16 protein-coding genes and 1 other annotated feature are annotated in these 19,203 nt (G+C 48.0%); of the genes, 7 read left to right on the top strand and 9 right to left on the bottom strand.

Annotated elements, in window-relative coordinates; genetic code table 11:
- The first annotated feature begins 25 nt into the window (after window positions 1-25).
- The gene (locus J2Z28_RS22325) at window positions 26-1,984 is read left to right on the top strand and encodes an ABC-F family ATP-binding cassette domain-containing protein (protein WP_211084340.1); all 1,959 of its coding nucleotides are present in this window, start codon (window positions 26-28) and stop codon (window positions 1,982-1,984) included.
- A 677-nt stretch (window positions 1,985-2,661) separates the two neighbouring features.
- Here J2Z28_RS22325 and J2Z28_RS22320 read toward each other — a convergent pair.
- From J2Z28_RS22320 to J2Z28_RS22290, 7 genes are all read right to left on the bottom strand, one after another.
- Window positions 2,662-4,221, bottom strand: coding sequence for a 2-isopropylmalate synthase (locus J2Z28_RS22320; protein WP_091033768.1), 1,560 nt, complete (start codon window positions 4,219-4,221; stop codon window positions 2,662-2,664).
- Window positions 4,222-4,556: 335 nt separating this feature from the next.
- Window positions 4,557-4,893: a binding site (T-box leader), on the bottom strand.
- A 517-nt stretch (window positions 4,894-5,410) separates the two neighbouring features.
- Window positions 5,411-6,466, bottom strand: coding sequence for a tRNA (adenosine(37)-N6)-threonylcarbamoyltransferase complex transferase subunit TsaD (gene tsaD / locus J2Z28_RS22315; RefSeq protein WP_017690086.1), 1,056 nt, complete (start codon window positions 6,464-6,466; stop codon window positions 5,411-5,413).
- Entirely contained in the window at window positions 6,463-6,984 is a 522-nt protein-coding gene (gene rimI / locus J2Z28_RS22310) for a ribosomal protein S18-alanine N-acetyltransferase (RefSeq protein ID WP_211084339.1), read from the bottom strand. The genes tsaD and rimI overlap by 4 nt, the downstream gene beginning before the upstream one ends.
- Before the next feature lie 18 nt (window positions 6,985-7,002).
- Complete coding sequence (gene tsaB / locus J2Z28_RS22305; RefSeq protein ID WP_415841490.1) at window positions 7,003-7,851, bottom strand: tRNA (adenosine(37)-N6)-threonylcarbamoyltransferase complex dimerization subunit type 1 TsaB; 849 nt, start codon at window positions 7,849-7,851, stop codon at window positions 7,003-7,005.
- Between the two features lie 2 nt (window positions 7,852-7,853).
- On the bottom strand, window positions 7,854-8,336 hold the full coding sequence (gene tsaE, locus J2Z28_RS22300) for a tRNA (adenosine(37)-N6)-threonylcarbamoyltransferase complex ATPase subunit type 1 TsaE (protein ID WP_211084337.1): 483 nt from the start codon (window positions 8,334-8,336) through the stop codon (window positions 7,854-7,856).
- Window positions 8,337-8,603: 267 nt separating this feature from the next.
- Window positions 8,604-8,780 (bottom strand): H-type small acid-soluble spore protein, encoded by a 177-nt coding sequence (locus J2Z28_RS22295; protein WP_211084368.1) that lies wholly within the window; start codon window positions 8,778-8,780, stop codon window positions 8,604-8,606.
- A 4-nt stretch (window positions 8,781-8,784) separates the two neighbouring features.
- The gene (locus J2Z28_RS22290; protein WP_076209630.1) at window positions 8,785-9,081 is read right to left on the bottom strand and encodes a hypothetical protein; all 297 of its coding nucleotides are present in this window, start codon (window positions 9,079-9,081) and stop codon (window positions 8,785-8,787) included.
- Between the two features lie 251 nt (window positions 9,082-9,332).
- On the opposite strand from J2Z28_RS22290, the gene ku reads away from it, so the two are divergent.
- The 5 genes from ku (at window position 9,333) to ligD (ending at window position 14,642) form a co-directional block, all read left to right on the top strand.
- Window positions 9,333-10,247 carry a non-homologous end joining protein Ku gene (gene ku, locus J2Z28_RS22285; protein ID WP_211084336.1) on the top strand — a complete coding sequence of 305 codons (915 nt, stop codon included), beginning with the start codon at window positions 9,333-9,335 and terminating at the stop codon, window positions 10,245-10,247.
- A 317-nt stretch (window positions 10,248-10,564) separates the two neighbouring features.
- Window positions 10,565-11,434, top strand: a complete 870-nt coding sequence (locus J2Z28_RS22280; RefSeq protein WP_211084335.1) for a VOC family protein — start codon at window positions 10,565-10,567, stop codon at window positions 11,432-11,434.
- 177 nt (window positions 11,435-11,611) lie between these two features.
- Entirely contained in the window at window positions 11,612-12,709 is a 1,098-nt protein-coding gene (locus J2Z28_RS22275; protein WP_211084334.1) for a GerAB/ArcD/ProY family transporter, read from the top strand.
- 53 nt (window positions 12,710-12,762) lie between these two features.
- Window positions 12,763-13,713 (top strand): ATP-dependent DNA ligase, encoded by a 951-nt coding sequence (locus tag J2Z28_RS22270; RefSeq protein WP_211084333.1) that lies wholly within the window; start codon window positions 12,763-12,765, stop codon window positions 13,711-13,713.
- A 38-nt stretch (window positions 13,714-13,751) separates the two neighbouring features.
- Complete coding sequence (gene ligD / locus J2Z28_RS22265) at window positions 13,752-14,642, top strand: non-homologous end-joining DNA ligase (protein WP_211084332.1); 891 nt, start codon at window positions 13,752-13,754, stop codon at window positions 14,640-14,642.
- Between the two features lie 55 nt (window positions 14,643-14,697).
- On the opposite strand, the gene J2Z28_RS22260 is transcribed toward ligD, so the two are convergent.
- Together J2Z28_RS22260 and cls are read right to left on the bottom strand one after the other, a co-directional pair.
- The gene (locus tag J2Z28_RS22260; RefSeq protein WP_036668942.1) at window positions 14,698-15,609 is read right to left on the bottom strand and encodes a YitT family protein; all 912 of its coding nucleotides are present in this window, start codon (window positions 15,607-15,609) and stop codon (window positions 14,698-14,700) included.
- A 348-nt stretch (window positions 15,610-15,957) separates the two neighbouring features.
- The gene (gene cls, locus J2Z28_RS22255; RefSeq protein ID WP_211084331.1) at window positions 15,958-17,397 is read right to left on the bottom strand and encodes a cardiolipin synthase; all 1,440 of its coding nucleotides are present in this window, start codon (window positions 17,395-17,397) and stop codon (window positions 15,958-15,960) included.
- A gap of 377 nt (window positions 17,398-17,774) precedes the next feature.
- On the opposite strand from cls, the gene J2Z28_RS22250 reads away from it, so the two are divergent.
- Window positions 17,775-19,133, top strand: a complete 1,359-nt coding sequence (locus J2Z28_RS22250) for a hemolysin family protein (RefSeq protein ID WP_076209623.1) — start codon at window positions 17,775-17,777, stop codon at window positions 19,131-19,133.
- Window positions 19,134-19,203: the final 70 nt, after the last annotated feature.

Here is a 19,203-nt window from a genome sequence, read left to right as displayed (position 1 = left end):
TGGACCTATGGAGGAACTTAATTTTATGCTGCTGCAAGTATCCGGAATTATCAAACGTTTTGGTGTCGATCCAATCCTGGACGGCGTGAACTTACAAATATTAGAACGCGAGCGCATCGGCCTCGTTGGTGTAAACGGTGCAGGGAAATCCACTTTGCTCAAAATTGTAGCCGGTGAAATGTCCTATGACGGAGGACAGATTTTCAAATCCAAAGAAACGACGCTCGGTTACCTGGCTCAGAACAGCGGGCTACAATCCGACCGTAACATCTGGGAAGAAATGATGAACGTCTTCGCTCACCTGACACAGGCTGAAGCCGATTTGCGTCAGATGGAACGCGATATTGCCGACCCTGCCCAGATGGAAGATGAGAAAAAGTATGCTGACCTGCTGGAACGTTATGCGAAACGCTCCGACTGGTTCAAGGACCATGGCGGTTATGAAATGGAAACCCGCATTCGCAGCGTACTGCACGGGATGGGATTCGGCGAATTTTCGCCAGACACCCCCATTGCTACTCTGAGCGGCGGGCAGAAGACACGCCTTGCGCTTGCTCGTATTTTGCTTCAGGCACCTGATCTGCTCATGCTGGACGAGCCTACCAACTATCTCGATATCGCCACTCTTACTTGGTTGGAAGATTATCTGAGAGGTTATTCAGGCGCACTGCTCGTGGTATCCCATGACCGGTACTTCCTTGATCGACTCGTAACGACCATCGTTGAGATCGAACGTCACCGCTCCAAAAAATATACGGGCAATTACAGCCGTTATATGGAACTCAAAGCTGCCGAATATGAAAATCAGATGAAGCAATATGAGAAACAGCAAGGCGAAATCTCCAAGATGGAGGATTTTGTTCAGAAAAACATCGTACGTGCTTCGACGACCAAACGGGCGCAAAGCCGGCGCAAAGCCCTCGACAAAATGGAGCGGCTTGATAAACCGATGGGAGATTTGAAAAAAGCCCATTTTTCCTTCGAAACCGCCGTTATGTCAGGCAAGGAAGTTCTTCGTGTGGATCAGCTGTCTGTCGCTTATGACGAGGCTTCTCCATTGTTCCGCAACGTATCCTTCGATCTGCGACGCGGGGAAACGGTTGCTCTGATTGGACCAAACGGTATTGGTAAATCCACCATGCTGAAGTGTCTTACGGGAAGTTTACGTCCGGTAAGCGGGGAGATCCAATGGGGAACAAAAGTGCAGATCGGCTATTACGATCAGGAACAGACTGGGCTCAATCCGTCCAACACGGTTCTGGAAGAACTGTGGAGTGCCTATCCGGGGATGGAAGAAGCACGCATTCGGACCGTACTGGGGAACTTTTTGTTCAGCGGTGACGATGTGCTCAAAAAAATCTCCTCCCTCAGCGGCGGTGAGAAAGCACGTGTGTCTCTCTCCAAGCTGATGTTGAAGGAAGCCAACATGCTCATTCTGGATGAGCCTACGAACCATCTCGACCTGTTTGCCAAAGAAGTGCTGGAAGCGGCATTAATGGATTATGAAGGCACCCTGCTGTTCATCTCCCATGACCGGTATTTCCTCAATAAAATGGCTGAACGCATTGTTGAACTTCATCCAGGCGGCACAGAACAATATCTCGGTAATTACGATGATTATGTGGAGAAAAAACAGGAGCTTGAAGACATCGCACGTGAAGCTGCTGAGGCACGTCAGGCTTCAGCCAAGAACTCGTCCAAATCCGATCTGAACACAGCCACAACCGAAAAATCCGGAGCGGCTTCATTCGAAGCGGAAAAACAGGCGAAGCGTGAAGAGCGTAACCGGCAACGCAAGCAGGAAGCTCTGGAACAACAGATTGCGGAATTGGAAACGAAGATTACCGAACTTGAGGCACAGATGGCTCTGCCTGAAATCTATCAGGATTATATGAAGCTGCAAGAACTCCAGCAACAATCGGAGGAACACAAAGCAGAACTCACCAAGGCATACGAGGACTGGGAAGAACTAGCTATGGAATAGTACGAATAGTACAGACTCAGACCATGGCTTGATCGCACCCATACAAATATAGTTGTACCACCGGCTGATTCCTTATTGGGATCAGCTTTTTGTTTGTTTAAGATGAGTATGTTTAGGATGAGTATATTGAAGCTATGCTTATTTCGCTCCTTTATGTTTGTTATATCCTTGAGATTGCACTCTAACATACGGAGGTTGGGTGAGATGTTTTGGCTTTTGTCAAATTCACTCGAAAGAAGAGAAATATTTTTGTATGATCCCCCCTCACACTTATCCACAAGAAAGCAAGATAGCAAGCATATTAATAAGCTTAATTATACAGCGGTAGAATAGCCTTTTTCACACAAAAACCATATTTATCCACTAAGTTATACACATTATCCACAAATTTGTTGATAACAGGGGGCCATTCTATCCCCTAAACCCTTTTCGTTTCGAAAACTATACTGGTTTGACTTTATCCTAGTTACCCACAATTTTCACTGGATATGTGGATAACTATAGTCACACCTTGACAAATGCATCCTTCACTCCTCAATGTTCCTCCATAATAAGACAAAAGCAGACCTTTGTCGTTCAAGGCCTGCCCATCATTTATTTACTATATGCCATGCATATTTACATCGAATCGCAATTGCTACTATTGCCGCTGTAGATGCGATCTGGCAAAAGATGTTTTACGCATGTGCTTCTTGTTCATGATGTTCGGAAGACTCCGCCTTCAGCCCAGCAGCATTACAAGCCGCTACATAAGCAAGACCGGCAGCCATGACGATATCATTATGTGTTGCTGTTCCCCGGAACTCACGTCCTGCACGCTCCACGGTAACTACAGCTTCCGCACTTGCACCCTCTCCACCACTCAAGGCATGCATCTCCATATCTACAAATGCAATATCATCGGAAATGCTCTGACCAATTGCACGAATGGTCGCATCCACAGGTCCGCCGCCAACAGCGGAGTAAGATTGTTCTCCAGCGCTTGTGCGAATACGTACGGCGGCCATTCGATCCGTCATGCTGCCCGCCGTCACCTGCAATTCAACCAGCTCGTAATCCTGCGCAGGAATATTCATGGTCTGGCTAACCATCTGTAATAACTGGTCGTCACTGACCACTTTTTGCTGGTCTGCGGTTTCTTTGAACACCTCATACAATTGCTCCATCTGTTGCTCATCCGGCTCAAAACCGTATTTACGAACCCGATCCTTCAGGGCGTGACGACCGGAGTGTTTACCCAAAATAATCATGCTGCGCGGAATACCCAGCGCTTCCGGATCCATAATCTCATAAGTGTTCCGATTCTTCAGCAGACCATCCTGATGGATGCCAGATTCATGCTGGAATGCATTACGTCCCACCACAGGCTTATTGTATGCAATCGGGAAGTGCATCGCACGGCTAATCTGACGTGAAGTCTCATACAGCTGATTCAGCTTAATGTTCGTCGTTGCACCAATTGCGTCTCCCCGAGTCTCCAGCGCCATAATCAGCTCTTCCAGTGCACAGTTCCCCGTCCGTTCTCCGATACCATTGATGGTCACTTCAATCTGGGTAGCCCCATTGGCAATCGCAGCCAAACTATTGGCTACGGCCAGGCCCAGATCATTGTGACAGTGAGCACTATAGCGAACCTGATCGCCGCCTCTTGCACCCTCACGCACCCGGCGGAACATCTCACCATACTCATGTGGCAGGGCATAACCGACCGTATCCGGCAGATTGATAATGCTGGCCCCGGCTTCAATGGCGACTTCAACCATTTCAATCAAATCGTCCATCTTGGTACGAGCAGCGTCCATCGCTGTGAACTCTACGATGTCCGTGAACTGACGTGCATAAGATACCATCTCACGAGCAGTAGCAACCACTTCACTGCGCGGACGGCGCAGCTGATGCTCAATATGAATATCCGAAGAAGAGATAAACAGGTGAATTCGGCGCCGTGCTGCATCCGCTGTTGCTTGAACAGCTGCATCAATATCACCTTTGACCGCACGCGCAAACCCACAGATTTCCACGTTCTGCAACTGTCTCGAAATCGCCTGAACCGCCGCGAACTCACCTGGACTGGAGATCGGGAATCCAGGCTCAATGACGTCGATACCCAGAGAAGCCAGTTGGTGTGCCAATTCAATTTTTTGCTCGGGTTGCAGACTTGCCCCTGGTGCCTGTTCTCCATCACGCAGCGTTGTATCAAAAATCTCAATCATGCGTTTGTTATTAGTCGTTGTCATATCCATCAACCTCCATCAAATTTTTATAAATATTTTCGTTACGATCCACGAGCCACAGAACACCCGCTGATCGCCGTCCCTGTTGTTATATATTTTGTTTGTAAACACGTATGTTGTTTGTAGCTTAGTCCTTGGTGATCAGTAATACCTGTTGAATGTTTAGTGCCTATACTTGTTGTTCAATGTTCATTAATCGTTCGTTGTATATCCTGCTTACCCTCATGACAGAGTGTACGTCGACTTACACCCTGACCTTCTGATTCTTCAATCTCCATATGGTTCTTCCCATGCCCACCCTGCTGCCGGCAGCAAACACAAATAACCCGCCATCTCATATAAGAGACGGCGGGTTATTATCCCCTCCGCGGTACCACTCTCGCTTGATGGGCCAGACTTGCGCCGGACTCCATCCACCTCGTCGTCTCCGATCCGCTGGATGTGCGTGCACGCACGACATCACTGGAATTCGGAGAAACACCCTATAACGAGGGTTAACCGTTGCTGTGTAACACATGTTGTTGTCCATCAGGACAACTGGGCGATTGATATCATCCCCACGCTTCCACAGCTCCGTTCCCGGGCGAGATTCGAATGATTCCAGCCACTGCGTCGCACCACCCCGCAGCTCTCTGAGCGCTTTATCGTTCTACTGCTCCCGTTCATCACATTTATAATATGACCTAACTTCATTCATCCTTATTTTGAAAATCAAAAAAAGCCTGCCACCTCATGCAATAATGCAAGAGACGACAGGCTGTTCACCTTCGCGGTACCACTCTTGTTGACTTCCTTCCTGTTCATTCAAGACAACCCCTGAATGCTTTCGCATATCCGGATCACTTGAAGCAGCCTGAAAGCCCCCTCAGTTATCGTCAGTTGATCCTTATAATAACGGTCCTACCAACAACGGCCCATTCACGGAGGCAACCCGTAACCATGTACTTTGGGCCATGATCGGCCTTCGGATTCTCCCGGGGAGTCACCGTGTTCCATCGTTCCGCTTCCAGGTGAGTTTCAGGTTTCCTTCGACTGCGTTGCACCATACCGCAGCTCTCTAAGACCGGGAATGACCTTACTATTCCTGTTCATCGCGTTTATCAGTTCAGGAATCTGAATTCCTGTTTAAATTTGTAACTAAATATACATTCTTTACATCCCTGCTGTCAACTCTTAATCTCAAACTGCCTGCCTATACGGATTGAACAGACCATTCCTCCAGAGAAAGTCCAGGGTCTGCTTTGGCATCAAATTCAGCAATTTCTCCCCGCTGCCATTTCAGATACGCAGCCGCTCCAATCATGGCAGCGTTATCCGTACAATATTCCATTGGCGGGATTAACAGTTCAAGCCCTTCCTTCGTGCAACGCTCCTGTAATGCTGAGCGCAATCCCCGGTTTGCTGCAACACCACCGCATAATAACAGTTGACGCGAACCATACTCACGAACTGCTCTAACGGCTTTCTCCACCAACACTTCAACAACAGCTTCCTGGAAACCACGTGCAACCGCAGACGGCTCCAAGGTTTCTCCGCGCATTTTAGCCTGATTGAGCACATTCAGTACAGCAGACTTCAGGCCACTGAGACTGAAATCGTACGAACCTGCTTCCAGCCATACCCGTGGTAATGGCACTACATCCTCCGCTTCAGATGCCATCCGGTCCACATGCGGGCCACCCGGATAAGGACAGCCCAATGCACGTGCTACTTTGTCATACGCTTCGCCTACGGCATCATCACGTGTACGACCAATCAGTTTGAACTTGCCCTCGGATTCCATATGCACGAGTTCTGTATGTCCACCGGATACGACCAGTGCCATAGCCGGATATTGCAGTTCATGAGTAAGTCGGTTGGCATAGATATGCCCGGCAATATGATGTGTGCCAATGAGCGGTTTGCCCAGTGCCATCGCCATCGTTTTGGCCGCAACGATACCCACCAGCAGTGCTCCGACCAGCCCAGGTCCCTGTGTTACAGCAATTGCACTTAGATCACGTGGACGAATGCCTGACTGTTCGATCGCCTGTTCCAGCATCAACGTAATGACTTCAACGTGTTTGCGTGAAGCCACTTCAGGTACAACACCACCAAATGCCTTATGCGTCTCGATCTGACTTGAGATCAGATTGGACAGCACTTCCCGTCCATCTTTGACTACTGCTACCGATGTTTCATCACAGCTTGTCTCCACCGCCAAAATGTAGGATGGTGCAGAATTTATTTTTTCATTAAGTTCGTTCATGAATCCAGTACGCTTCCTTCCTCTTCGCCGCTCCGGCCTGCAGACGGCAAGTTCGCCCACATAATCATCGCATCTTCCCCATTATCGGAGTAATATCCTTTACGAAGACCCGCCGATTCAAACCCTTTTTTCTGATATAAACGCTGAGCAATGCTGTTCGAGACTCTGACCTCCAGCGTCATTCGTTCCATCCCGAGATAAGCCGCTGTACTCATTAATTCATCCAGTAACTTTTCGCCAAGCTTGCGTCCACGATACGCGCCTCTGACTGCAATATTGGTAATATGAGCTTCATCCATGATCGTCCACATACCTGCATAGCCAATGGCCTTGCCTTCTAATTCCATCACCATATATTTAGCAAATTGATTGTGTGTCAATTCATTTTGAAATGCTTCTTCCGTCCAGGGCAGGGTAAAGGCCTCATATTCAATCTCCATCACATCGGGAATATCCGCGAGTGTCATGAACCTAAACTGAAGCGTTGCTTCCTGCTTATTATTCGCCACATTGTCCATCTGCTTCCCCTCCCCCCTTCAGCCTTTGCGCAGCAGATTGGCTTCCGCTTCAGACAGCTGGGTGTAGTTCGGCACCAGCGCATGCACGTCATCACGCTGACCTGCAAGCAGCGCGGCGGCGCCAAGGCGCCCAACCCAGCGGCCTTCCAGCTCATAAGGTACGAGCTGGAGCGCCGTTCCTGCGGGGCAGCGAAGCTCCGCCGCTGCCGCAGCATGTGGGCCCGTCTCGCCGACGATCCAGACGGCTGCGGGCCGCTCTTCCGGCGCCGCCTCCGCCATGCGGGCGGCGAGGGCTTCCAGCCATCCGTCCATCTTGCGGATGGCATCAGGCGCCAGACGCCGGGGCGCATCGCTCCCGGCGGAGGCAAACAGCGCGGTGCAGGCTTGACCGCGCCGTGCATCCACAAGCGGAACGATCCAGTGGACAGGGGCAGCACCTGTGCTGCCCCTGTCCGCGGATGGCGTTCCGCCAGGCCCTGCTGCGGCATCCTCTGCCGCAGCTTCCGCCTTGGCGGCGAGGCCGCTGTGCCAGCCGCCCCAAGCGAGGGCCTGAAGGCTGGACACCCCGGCTACGGGGATGTCCCACGCCCAGGCCAGTGTCTTCGCCGCGGTCACCGCAATGCGGATGCCCGTGTACGAGCCTGGGCCAACGCCAACGGCAATGCCGTCCAGTTGGCCAGGCTGTGTGTTGCTGGCGGCCAGCAGCTGCTCCATCACCGGTACGACGTGTACCGAATGGTTGCGCTCAGCTCGTTCATTGCGTTCTTCCAGAAGCGCATGACCTTCCATCATCGCAGCTGCCATCACTGCGGTGGACGTATCCAACGCCAAAAACCGCTGACGCGGCTCTTTTTGTAAGTCTTCCATCATCATTTGACCCCATTCTGTCTGAACTGTCGGCACATGGCTGCATAAGTCTCGCCGTACCCATCCAGTGTAATCGTTCGATCCTCCAGGCCCGTTGTTTCAATCTGCACATGCAAGTGCTCTTGCGGCAGCAATTCGGGAATGATACTCGACCACTCCACCAGACTGACTCCGGCTCCATAGAAATATTCATCAAGTCCAAGCTCATCCGCTTCTTCCAGCGATATGCGATATACATCCATGTGATATAAAGGCAGACGCCCTTCGTACTCCTTGATTAGCGTGAATGTGGGACTGCTTACCACATCACGTACACCCAAATGCCAGGCAAATTTCTGTGAAAATGCCGTTTTCCCCGCGCCCAGATCACCATCCAAAGCAACCACCATGCCGGCGTTTGCCTGTCTGGCGAGTGCGGAAGCGAGTGCTTCTGTATCTGCAATGCCATGGGATTGATACACCCACTGCTCGTGCGTCTGATTCAATATTCGCCCCACCTTTGGCGGTCCAGCCGCCTGAGTTCACTTTGAACCTTATTATATCGGTCCCTTTCTTCCCCCGCAACATCCAAGGAGGCAAGCGGAAATATAACATGCATGATTGGACGTGTCTCAAAACTCGCTTCCTTTGAAGTTTCAGGCCCCTATTAGGAAAAACCAAAAAACCGGCACCTCTCGGTACCGGCCGTGTTATGCATATATTTCAGCTTTTATTCATTCTCGAATCCCTCAATAACGATATGCTACTTGTATCTACTCCTCCAAACGATCCACACGAACCGTCTGGGTATTTCCCGGTCTGCTGCCAATCTGAACGGTCGCCATGTCATTGGCTTCATCCACATTCTCGATCCAGACTGGATCGCCCTCCAGCGTAACGGCAATGGTATCCTTCGAATCATAGATCGCTTTGGCGCGCTTTGCATCCATCATCTTATTCATACTCCCCTTCCGGATCATCATGTGATTCACGAACCATGCTATCTGTTGTACTTTCACCAATATAACCGTTATCTTCCGTAACCTGTCCCCCGCCTAACCCTTCATTCACCATCCGGTCAATGTCGAGCATGAACGACTCCCGATCAAGGGGCAATTCTTCCGAAGTGACCGCTTCCCAGTTTACAGCTGTAGCAGGTGTATAGAATTCTTCAGCACTCTCGGCTTTGGCAAGAGGATACGGAGAAAATGCATGCTTGTGTGCTTCTTCCTCATCACGTCTATTCTTCAATATTGCACCTCCCGGCATATGTGCTGCGAGAATAACTACCTAATCCCATGCTCATCTTCCTGTCGGAATCCAAACATGTTTCTGTTATCATCCCCGAGTCTCGCCGAACCATACGAATTCGTTCGTCTACAAGACGATTATCCCTCGCGCCAGATGCCCATACTATTAAATATAAATCCGTGTTCAAAAAGTCCGGTTTTCAGTACCGAGAAGATGGAATTTTTGAACAACCTTTTGAAAGGAGCCGATCTATGCATACCGTCTGGAAAGGTGCAATCAGTTTTGGCCTTGTGCATGTCCCTGTCAAAATGTTCTCGGCTACCGAAGACAAAGACATCTCGATGCGTTATATCCATAAAGTCTGCGGTAGCCCGCTCGCTTATGTTCGTCAATGTCCATCCTGTGAAGTGGACGTGAAGTGGGAAGAGATCACCAAAGGCTATGAATATGAAAAAGGAAAGTTTGTTCTCTTCGAGAAAGATGAATTGGAAGCGTTGAATGATTCCACCAGCAAAACCATTACCATACTGGATTTTGTCGACTTGACTGAGATTGATCCGATCTATTTTCAGAAAACATATTACCTATCGCCCGATCAGGCTGGAGGAAATGCTTACCAGCTGTTGATGAACGCGATGCGGGATACCGGCAAAATTGGCATCGCCAAAATCTCCATTCGCTCGAAGAGCAGTCTGGCTGCCATACGTGTGCTGGAAGATTGCCTGTCGATGGAGACGATTTTCTATCCGGACGAGATTCGTCCTGTCTCCCAGGTGCCCAACCTGCCAGAAGTACAGAAAGTGAATGAAAAGGAACTCACGATGGCGAAGCTGCTGATTGACCAACTGTCCACGCCTTTTGAACCCGGTAAATACACCGATGACTATCGCAGCAAACTGCTGGATCTAATCCAACACAAAGTGGCGGGCGAAGAAATCAAGATTGCTCCAGCCAAACCTGAAGCTAATGTGATGGATTTAATGGCTGCCTTGCAGGCAAGTATCGAGGCCGTGAAGCCTATTCCGGCTGACCCTGGGACAACAACGGCCAAGCCTAAGAAACGCGCACCGCGCAAAACGCCTGCTCAAGCGGTTGCTGGAGGAGAATCCGATACACCTGCTGCACCAGCCAAAAGAAAAAAGGCTACACCCAAACCAAAAGTTTGAATGTCGCTCAGGCAAGAACGATTCCGTTTTATAACCCCTGTAATGATGTTTATTCCGATCCGGCTTCACAGTCGGATTTTTTTGTTTTACAGAACTATTGAAGCAGTTCTTGTCAATAAAACTCCAGTTTTAATCGTAAAATACGATTGACGAAAGCTGATTTATATTTTATATTAACTTATGAAAAGTAACTTATTTATGAATATACAGTCACGCTGTAATTCTGCTTCAACAATATGCAATTAAATTATCCGTTTTCAACGCATATACACAATTAAACGAGCACCCATATTATCTATTATCAGGAGGAAACAATCATGAATACAACGTATCAAATCCCTGCCACAACCCATCTGGGTGAAGTGAGTCTGCGAATCATGAACCTGAACCGTTCAATTAAGTTCTATACCGAAGTGGTTGGATTGAAATTACTGGAGCGTAGTGACAAATTGGCCACGTTGACAGCCGACGGTAAACAGTCCCTGCTGCGATTGGAAGAGCTCACGGATGGAATTACCCTGCCGGAACGCTCACACGCTGGCTTGTATCATTTCGCCATCCTGCTGCCTGACCGCAAGTCCCTGGGTCTTGCTCTTCGTAATCTGGCTGCATCCGGCATCGATATCGGCCAAGGCGATCACTTGGTCAGCGAAGCCTTCTATATCTCCGATCCCGATCAGAACGGGATTGAGATCTATGCGGACCGTGCACGTGATACCTGGAAACGGGATAGTGACAATAACTACGTGATGGCAAGTGATCCTGTTGATGTGGAAAGCCTGTTTGCCATCTCGGAGAATGAACCTTGGCAGGGTCTGCCTGCTGGCACCGTTATTGGTCATGTACATTTCCACGTCCGCAGCCTGGAAGAAGCACGCAACTATTACACCGGCATACTCGGTTTTGATATCGTGGGTAACTTCGCCAACATGTCAGCACTATTTGTATCCGCAGGTGGCTATCATCATCATCTGGGACTTAATATCTGGGCGGGAGTGAACGCACCTGTTAATCCAGATAACGCTACAGGAATTGACTACTTCACCATTGTGTACGCCACACAGGAACAATTGGATCAGGCACTTGAACAATTGCGTCAATCCGGTGCAGTCGTTACACAAGTGGAAGGTACCTGGTTTACGGTAGACCCACAAAATATTCGTATACGTCTGACAACTGCGAACTGATTTTGTTTAGGCGTTACAATATGTTTGCTTAACCTCATTTTATTAAGCCCAGGTAACTGATTTCTCTTCATCTCAGAGAGATCGGCTGCACGGGCTTTTTGAGTTGGCTTTTATAAAACTGGCACAATTGGTGCATTCTAACCAATAAATAGACAAGATATGTTAAGGAGATACCTCATGATCGAAAAGGGACGTTTGACTGTTAGACAGCTCGCTTCACTCCTGTTCCTGTGTACAATTGGGGAGCAGATTCTGGTCTTCCCTTCCATGATCACATCCTACGCTCATCAGGATGCCTGGTTATCAGCCTTATTGGGTGTCGCAGGGGGCCTTGGCATACTCTTCATTATGCTTGTTGCCTACAAACTGCATCCCCGGTTAAATCTGATTCAAAATGCCCTTCGAACACTGGGACCCTGGATCGGGACCTTGTTTGGCTCTTTTTATCTCTTTTATTTCCTGATCAGTACCTCAACGTTCATTAGGGAGATTGGCGATTTTATGTCTACCCAGATCTTGCCGGAATCTCCATTACTAATTCTGCATTTGGTTTTTATGTGTTCGCTTGTCTGGGGGCTTCTGTCGGGTCTGGAGAGCATTGGTAAAACTGCTGAGGTCTTTCTTCCTCTGATCGTGTTGTTCCTGCTTATTCTGACGGTGTTTCTAATCCCCCATGTACATTTGGCTAACATCCAACCTGTGCTGGCACAAGGGTTTCTTGATCCATTCAAAGGTTTTGTTGCTGTACTCACATATCCCTACTGCGAGTTGTGCATCTTCATGATGCTCTTTCCGTACACGAAAAATGAACCCCATCTGGAGAAGGACATTCTGTTAGCAGGGATGATTGGTGGATTGTTACTCACACTGACGTTGAGTATGTGTCTGCTCGTCATGGGACCATGGATGACCCAGCATCACTGGTTCGCCTCGTTTAACCTTTCACAGAAGATCAATATCGGAAACTTTTTGCAACGCATCGAAGCCTTCATGACATCGGTCTGGATTATCGCTGTTTTCTTCAAAGCCGCTCTGTTCTTCTACGGTTTTGTCCTGGGCGTCGCTCATCTGTTTCGCTTGTCCAGTCACCGTTCTCTGATCCTGCCGGGTTCCATGCTTATTCTCGCCATGTCCATTCTAATCTCTCCGAACGAGAACTTTTATCTCAAAGTCGTTATTCCCTATTGGATTGATTGGGATCTGACCTGTGGCATAGCACTTCCGTTACTGCTCATTCTGGTACATCATATGAAGTCCCGCTTTCAAAAAATATAACTAAATTCCGAATTAACCTGCGCTAATTGGTTAGGGCGAGGAAGGAGTCCCCCATGTTCAACCCGTTGATTCCGTTCGAACCCATCTCCAGGGATACCTTGCCCACAGGACCGCAATGGATCGCCCAGGTCAAGTGGGATGGAGTCCGCATGCTTGCCTATGAGGACGGGCATGCGCTGCGCCTGGTGAATCGCAGATTACATGATCGAACCGCACAGTATCCCGAGTTGGTAACACCACGCAATTTATGTTCAGGCTCCTCCTATATCTTGGATGGAGAAGTTATTGCGCTGGACCCGGACACCGGAAAACCTTCGTTTTATCACGTTCTTCGGCGGGATCGGATGAGCAGACCCGAAGGTATCGCGCAAGCCATACATCAGATTCCGGTCACATATATGGTATTTGATATCCTGTTCTATGAGGGAAAATGGGTGACGGATCAGCCTTTGGCAGATCGACAGCGCCTGTTGCACGAGGTCCTTAACACCGCTCCCCATGTTCAGGAGGTCACCAATACGCTTGATGCCGCTTCTTTGCTTACGGTCATGAGACAACATCAGATGGAAGGCATCGTCTGCAAGGATCTCACCAGCAGTTATGGCATACAGGGCAAGGACCAGCGCTGGCAGAAGGTCAAAATCATGCATGATGTATATGCCATGATTGGGGGAGTCACGTACCGGAGCGGTATTGTGAATGCCGTCGCGGTCGGTGTATATGATGGGCCTAACTTTGTCTATATTGGTCATGTCGGGACTGGCAAATTGAACTCCAATACGTGGCGGGAACTCACACATCAAGTCGAGCCTCTGATCAGGCAGGACAGACCGTTCCATAATGTACCTGAGCGCAGTGCAGAGACCACCTGGGTGGAACCGCGAATAGGAGTCAAAGTGCAGTATATGGAGCTGACTCATCATAACACTCTACGCCATCCCAGTATTCAGACCTTCGCGGATGTAACCCGTGAGGATTGTCTGGCGAACCAGCTTCTTCAATGAGTCAGTCCAAGATTGATTATGTATAGGAGGTGTTCCGTATGGCCCCCAAGATCCAGGGAACCATCATAATAGAAGGCACAGAGCTGACGGTCACGAACCCGGACAAGCTATTGTGGCCGGATGCGGGTGTCACCAAAGCCATCTATCTGCAAAAGTTGGCTGCCCTGGCTCCTTATCTGCTCACGTATACGAGCAATCGACTTCTCACCACGATAAGATATCCCCACGGCGCTGGAGGGACATTTTTCTATCAAAAGAATGCTCCTGAGCCTGTACCAGATTATGTGCGGACTGAAGTTCACGACGGCATCCGCTATGTGGTCATGAATGGACTTCCCGAATTGTTATGGCTTGGCAATCTGGCCGCACTTGAATTTCATCCTTCTCTGCATGCTGTGGGAAACCATCTGCCCTGTGAATGGATGATTGATCTAGACCCCTCTCAGGAACATGAACCGCGGATCATGCAAGCTGCACTCATCGTTGGCGAAACCCTGACTTCCCTTGGTCTGAGGTCCATTCCCAAAACTTCGGGCGCAACAGGAGTTCAAATCATCGTTCCCATTGTGCAAGGGGTAACCTTTGATGAATTGAGAGAGGTTGGTTATTTTGTAGGCAAATATGTCACTCAGAAGCACCCGGATCTGTTCACACTGGAACGACTCAAAAAGGACCGTGGAGACCGCATTTATTTTGACTATCTCCAGCATTATGGAGGCAAGACCCTTGCCGCTCCCTATACACCACGTGCCAAATCTGGCGCCACTGTCTCTACACCCCTTACCTGGGATGAGGTTAGAAGTAACGTCTCCATCCAGGATTACCATCTGATGAACATTATTGAACGCTTGAACCAAACCGGTGATTTAATCGCAGCTGTTGAACCCCAACCGGTAGAGCTCATTCTCAAACATTTGAAGAAAAAATAGCCGACTCCCTCATCACAAGGGTGTCGGCTATTATCATTCATGTATATATCAATCGCTAATGGATACCTTTTTTCTTGAAACGTCCGCCCTTCACGTCATGAATGTTACCGATAGCCACAAAGGCTTGCGGGTCCCAATCTTCAACGATGGTCTTCAGCTTCGCTTCTTCCAAACGGGTAATCACGACAAAAATGATCTTTTTCTCGTCCCCGCTGAATCCGCCCTCTCCATCCAGGAAAGTTACACCACGACCAAGACGGTCTGTCAGGGCTGAACCGATATCACGATATTTCTCACTAATGATCCATACCGATTTGGACTGGTCAAGTCCTTCATTCACAATATCAATCATCTTCATCGCAATATAATATGCAATCATGGAATACAGGGCATTCGGCCAGCCGAATACAAATCCTGCACCTGCGAAAATAAACACGTTAATGAACAATACGATCTGTCCTACAGATAAAGGTGACTTCTCACTAAGCAAGATCGCCACAATCTCCGTACCATCCAGTGAACCGCCAGACCGAATGACAAGTCCAACACCCACACCCAGGATCAATCCGCCAAATACAGCTCCGAGCAAAGGCTCCCCTGGTGTTAATGCAGGCACATGGTGCAATAATGATGTCCCGATGGACATGACCACGATCCCCAGCAATGTGGATAACGCAAATGTTTTACCAATCTGCTTGTAACCCAGAATCAGGAAAGGCAAGTTGAGCAAGGTCAAGAATACTCCGAGTGGCAGATGTGTAAGTTCTGACACCATAATTGAAATCCCCGTAATCCCACCATCAATAACACCATTCGGTACGAGAAACACTTCAAGCGATACAGCCATTAGTGCAGCACCGATCAGAATCATCACAATACGTTGCAGCAGCTTTAATGTAAACACCGAGCTTTTGACCCCGCGGTCAGCTTGCTTGGCTGTTAGTTCTTTCACCGTTACATTGGACATGGTATCCCCCCCGTTAAATCAGTGTGTGAATCCATTTTATAAATCATTTAAATACTCAGGGTGAATCTACATATGGAGAACAGCAAACTGCGTTCTATATGTACCCTGGCTATACAGCGCAAGCATCTAAAGGCGATATAAAATGGATTCAAAATGTTATTCATCCCGGTTTGCACTTTCAAAAGAGAGCAAAAGGGAGCCTGTTTTCCCGCAGACTCCCCTCCTTCGCCAAGACATGATTTATATATCTATTATATCATAAAAGATCAAATTTGCGCAAAATACTTAGCAAAAAGAAGATAAATTCACAAAAAGTGAACTTATCTTCAGAAATCTGCCCTAAATCGGCTAAAGAAGCGGAGAAAGCATCCGAGAAAGCATTTCTGCGCCTTTTTGCCACCGTGAACGCTTCTGAAATACCCGCACATCGATCTGACTGCATTCATTGAGGTCACGTTCAAAGTCAGCAACCAAACGACCAATCGGGGAGGTCTCAAACATTACCGCAGTCAACTCGAAATTACAGAAAAAACTACGCATGTCCATGTTGGCTGTTCCGACTGTAGCGAGCAAATCATCCACAATCATCACTTTGGCATGTACAAAACCTTTGCGATATTGGAAGAACTGCACACCTGCTCGCAGCAGCTCCTCCACGTATGAAAGTGACGCCAGATGAACAAGCTTGGAGTCGGATTGATAAGGAATGATAATTTTCACATCGACCCCACTGACAGCAGCTGTTTTGAGTGCCTCATACAGGGCAGGATCAGGAATAAAATAAGGTGTGGTAATGTAAATCCGGTCACAGGCTACCGAAATGGCCCCAAAACACATTTCCTGAATGGCATCCCAGTCCTGATCCGGCCCACTAGCCAGTATCTGAATTCGCTCTTCTCCACTACAAATATGGGGAGGAAATAATCCTGCAAGCTGGGGTTCGGTAATTCGCTCACCAGCAGCCAATTTCCAGTCGTTAAGAAACGTACTTTGCAGAAAGTACACGGCGTCTCCCTCAATCTGCACATGTGTATCCCGCCAGAAACCCACCTCAGGATATTGTCCAAGATAATCATCACCTACGTTAATACCGCCCACAAAACCAACCTTTCCATCCACCACAACAATTTTGCGGTGATTCCGGTAGTTTACTCTGCGGTCAATCGTAGCGATCAGCGGTGGGAGAAAATAATGAAACTCCACACCTGCATCCTGAAGTTTACGGATAAAGCTTCCTTTCATCTTGTGGCTGCCGAGACCGTCGCAGATAAACCGAACCTTCACGCCCGCTTGCGCCTTGCGAATCATGACATCCTGAAACTTCGTACTGATCACATCATCACGGAAAATGTAAAATTCCACATGCAGATGGTGCTTGGCTTTTTCCATTTCCCTCAGCATTGCCGCAAACGCCTCTTCACCATTTGTGAGCACCGTACTGTGGTTACAACCTGTAATCGGGCTCTCCGACAGATGGGATAACAGGTTAAACAATCGATGCTGATGGCTGAAACGATCGCCAGGCATCTGTTCGACATCTCCAATGATGTGGGCTTGTTCCCAGATCGTATCCTTCATTTCACGGAAGATGCGCGATCCACCCTTGCGGAGTTTTTTTCGTTTGTTATAATCCTGCGCCACGAAATAGTACACTACAAAACCGATCAAAGGCACGCAGAACAAAATAAACAGCCAAGCCACAGCTTTAGCCGGATTACGAAATTCCAGCAAAAGAATTGTGGCTGCCTGGAAAATAAATACGAGTAATATAATGACCAGCCAGAACATTCGGCTTCCTCCTCAAGTGGCAATCTTCATGACCTTGCCTTTCTCTCACCTACACATCTTTGACGATTATGTATACAGCTAATCATAGATACCCAATGTACCCCCTATTCGTAACGTTTGCTTTAGATAAAACTTTACATAAGCAGACGGAATACTTGATTCTGGAAATTCAAATTTCTACTTTGTTCATTGTATATTCTGACTGTGTTACCTTCTACATATCAGTTTAATCATGGAGCAGATTCGCATTGTGACGCCAATTTGCTCATTCCACCTTCCAGACTCTTCCTCATTTCTTTGTCTGGAGGTGGTCTTCTTACGTAAAATTAGATATAATAATCGTTAAAAACTTATTACCTAAAGGAGAAGAGCAGTGAATGGAAAGTGAGAGGTATGCGTTAAATTTAGTAATGGTTGCTTTTTTGATAGGACTTTCGGCGTTTTTTGTTGCAGTGGAATTCGCTCTGGTGCGGGTTCGACCGAGCCGGATCGACCAAATGATTGCAGAAGGAAACAAGCGTGCGCTGGCTGTTAAACAAGCCGTTGCCAATCTGGACGGATATTTGTCTGCCTGCCAGCTTGGAATCACGATCACATCCCTGGGACTGGGCTGGCTGGGTGAACCAACGGTAGAGAAGATTCTCCACCCTGTGTTCGAAAGCTTGCAAATTCCTGAGGCGGTTTCTTCATTCTTATCGTTTGTTATCGCGTTTGCTTCCATCACGTATCTGCATGTTGTGGTTGGTGAACTCGCTCCAAAAACGATTGCAATCCGGAAAGCCGAAACTGTTGCACTGCTGACGTCTACACCTATCATCTGGTTTAACCGAATTATGTATCCTTTTATCTGGCTGTTAAACGGCTCAGCGAACCAACTGGTGAAACTGTTCGGAATCAAACCTGCTTCTGAACATGAAGATGCACACTCCGAAGAAGAGTTGCAGATCATTATTAATGAAAGCTTTGAAAGTGGTAAAATCAACCAAGCCGAATTCGGTTATGTAAGCCGGATCTTTGCTTTTGATGAGATGTTAGCCAAAGAAATCATGGTACCCCGGACCGATATGGTCTGCCTTTATGTGAATAGAACAAACGAGGAAAACCTGGAGATCATTCGTGAAGAACAATATACACGTTTTCCAGTAGTGAATGAGAGTAAAGACGATATCATCGGTATCATTAATACGAAACAATTCTTCCTGGAACTATACGGAAACGATGAACCTGTTGATCTATCCTCCCTGATTCAGCCTGTATCGGCTGTTCACGAAACAACTCCTGTGAAGGACTTGCTCAAGAAAATGCAGAAGGATGGCGTACATATCGCCGTACTTGTCGACGAATATGGAGGAACTTCCGGAATTGTAACCATCGAGGATGTGCTTGAGCAGATTGTTGGTGAGATTCGCGACGAGTTCGACGCAGACGAAGTGGAAGATATTCAAGTCATCAATGAGAACTATGTCATTATGGACGGCAAGGTTTCCTTATCGAAGGTGAACGACATGTTTATGTCCAGCCTGGATGCAGATGAGTGGGACACCATTGGTGGATGGCTCTACAGCCATCGTCCCGAGATGAACGAACAGGAAGAATATGAGTTCGAGAATCTAATCTTTGTTTTGCTGGAAAAAGACAAGAATCGGTTCTACAAAGTGGCCGTTGTTCCCAAGGAACCACTGACCATGTCTGATTATACAGATGAAGACGAGAAAGAGTCCAATTGGTCTAAATAAAGCAAATTTATAAATAAGAAGAGGAGCACTTGCCTATTTTGGTAAGTGCTCCTCTTCTTATTATATCTCG

The sequence above is a fragment of the Paenibacillus xylanexedens genome, from assembly GCF_017874615.1.
GTDB lineage: Bacteria > Bacillota > Bacilli > Paenibacillales > Paenibacillaceae > Paenibacillus > Paenibacillus xylanexedens.
Note: the sequence above shows the minus strand (reverse complement) of the source record. Positions and strands in the feature narration are given on the sequence as shown.

Bases quoted from the DNA above. Each gene is read 5' to 3' on its own strand.
- J2Z28_RS22325 (WP_211084340.1), top strand. From the start codon at position 26: ATGCTGCTGCAAGTATCCGGAATTATCAAACGTTTTGGTGTCGATCCA.
- J2Z28_RS22320 (WP_091033768.1), bottom strand. From the start codon at position 4,221: ATGACAACGACTAATAACAAACGCATGATTGAGATTTTTGATACAACG.
- tsaD (WP_017690086.1), bottom strand. From the start codon at position 6,466: ATGAACGAACTTAATGAAAAAATAAATTCTGCACCATCCTACATTTTG.
- rimI (WP_211084339.1), bottom strand. From the start codon at position 6,984: ATGGACAATGTGGCGAATAATAAGCAGGAAGCAACGCTTCAGTTTAGG.
- tsaB (WP_415841490.1), bottom strand. From the start codon at position 7,851: ATGGAAGACTTACAAAAAGAGCCGCGTCAGCGGTTTTTGGCGTTGGAT.
- J2Z28_RS22295 (WP_211084368.1), bottom strand. From the start codon at position 8,780: ATGGATGCAAAGCGCGCCAAAGCGATCTATGATTCGAAGGATACCATT.
- ku (WP_211084336.1), top strand. From the start codon at position 9,333: ATGCATACCGTCTGGAAAGGTGCAATCAGTTTTGGCCTTGTGCATGTC.
- J2Z28_RS22280 (WP_211084335.1), top strand. From the start codon at position 10,565: ATGAATACAACGTATCAAATCCCTGCCACAACCCATCTGGGTGAAGTG.
- J2Z28_RS22275 (WP_211084334.1), top strand. From the start codon at position 11,612: ATGATCGAAAAGGGACGTTTGACTGTTAGACAGCTCGCTTCACTCCTG.
- J2Z28_RS22270 (WP_211084333.1), top strand. From the start codon at position 12,763: ATGTTCAACCCGTTGATTCCGTTCGAACCCATCTCCAGGGATACCTTG.
- ligD (WP_211084332.1), top strand. From the start codon at position 13,752: ATGGCCCCCAAGATCCAGGGAACCATCATAATAGAAGGCACAGAGCTG.
- J2Z28_RS22260 (WP_036668942.1), bottom strand. From the start codon at position 15,609: ATGTCCAATGTAACGGTGAAAGAACTAACAGCCAAGCAAGCTGACCGC.
- cls (WP_211084331.1), bottom strand. From the start codon at position 17,397: ATGTTCTGGCTGGTCATTATATTACTCGTATTTATTTTCCAGGCAGCC.
- J2Z28_RS22250 (WP_076209623.1), top strand. From the start codon at position 17,775: ATGGAAAGTGAGAGGTATGCGTTAAATTTAGTAATGGTTGCTTTTTTG.